Genomic DNA, 1,084 nt, shown 5'->3' with positions numbered 1-1,084 from the left:
TTAAGATTGATGAATTATTGTGAAATTTAGCCATGGATAGCCTTAATAACACTGACTTCAAAAAGCTTGCGAGCCAGCAAAAAACCATTCAGATGAAGATGCGTTTACTTGCGCTCGCACACTTTAAAGACGGCCTCTCTCGTACACAAATTGCAAAATCTCTCAAAGTCAGTCGAACCAGTGTCAATAAATGGGTTCGGATTTTTTTTGAAGAAGGCCTAGAAGGACTTCAAGAAAAACCTCGGACTGGTAGGCCTGCATACCTCACCGATGAGCAGCGGGCTCAACTCAGTGCCTTCATAAAAAAAGAAGCTGAATCACCTTCTGGTGGCCGCCTTGTTGGAAGCGATATACATGACTACATCGTTAAACACTTTGACAAGCACTACCACCCTAATTCCATCTATTATCTCCTCGACCACATGGGTTTTTCTTGGATAACTTCTCGTTCCAAACACCCTAAACAATCACAGCAAATACAAGACGATTTTAAAAAAATTCCAAATCGAAACGATCCTTAAGATCCCCGGCCATATTGGGCTAGAGAGTGTTGATGTCTGGTTTCAAGACGAAGCTAGGTTTGGTCAGCAGAACACAACAACACGTCTTTGGGCTACTCGTGGAACGAGACCTCGCGTAGTAAAACAGCAGCAATTTGAATACGCTTATTTGTTTGGCTCAGTGTGCCCATCGAGAGGGATTGGTGAGGCAATGGTCGTCCCTTGGGTTAACAAAGACATCATGATAAACCATCTAGAGCAGATATCTAAAGTCACAGAAAAAGACCGTCATTCAGTGGTAATAATGGATGGCGCAGGATGGCATACCGATGATATTGCTAACCCATTTGATAATGTCAGTATTATCAAATTGCCGCCATACTCACCAGAGCTTAACCCTATAGAGCAAGTGTGGAGTTGGTTAAGGCAACACTATCTAGCAAACCAAAACTTCATTGATTATAACGATATTGTTTCGAAGGTCTGTAGCGCTTGGAATGGATTTCTTGAGTGCAAAGATCGCGTCACAAAAATGTGTACAAGAGATTGGATTGACCTGATCAGTTAATTTTCCGGATTGGTAT

At 42.2% G+C, this 1,084-nt stretch carries 1 protein-coding gene; it reads left to right on the top strand.

What is annotated here, in order from left to right:
* Window positions 1–32 precede the first annotated feature (32 nt).
* Window positions 33–1,068 (top strand): IS630 family transposase gene (locus A136_RS22040; protein WP_102394396.1). Its coding sequence is split into 2 segments (ribosomal slippage): window positions 33–491 and window positions 493–1,068, totalling 1,035 coding nucleotides; the frame shifts between segments, so codons are not numbered across the junction.
* The last annotated feature ends 16 nt before the right edge of the window (window positions 1,069–1,084 follow it).

Origin of the sequence: Vibrio crassostreae 9ZC13, assembly GCF_000272045.2 — a bacterium.
In the GTDB taxonomy this organism is placed as follows: Bacteria; Pseudomonadota; Gammaproteobacteria; order Enterobacterales; family Vibrionaceae; genus Vibrio; species Vibrio crassostreae_C.
The sequence above is the reverse complement of the archived record's forward strand: the minus strand, read 5'-3'. Positions and strand labels throughout refer to the sequence as shown.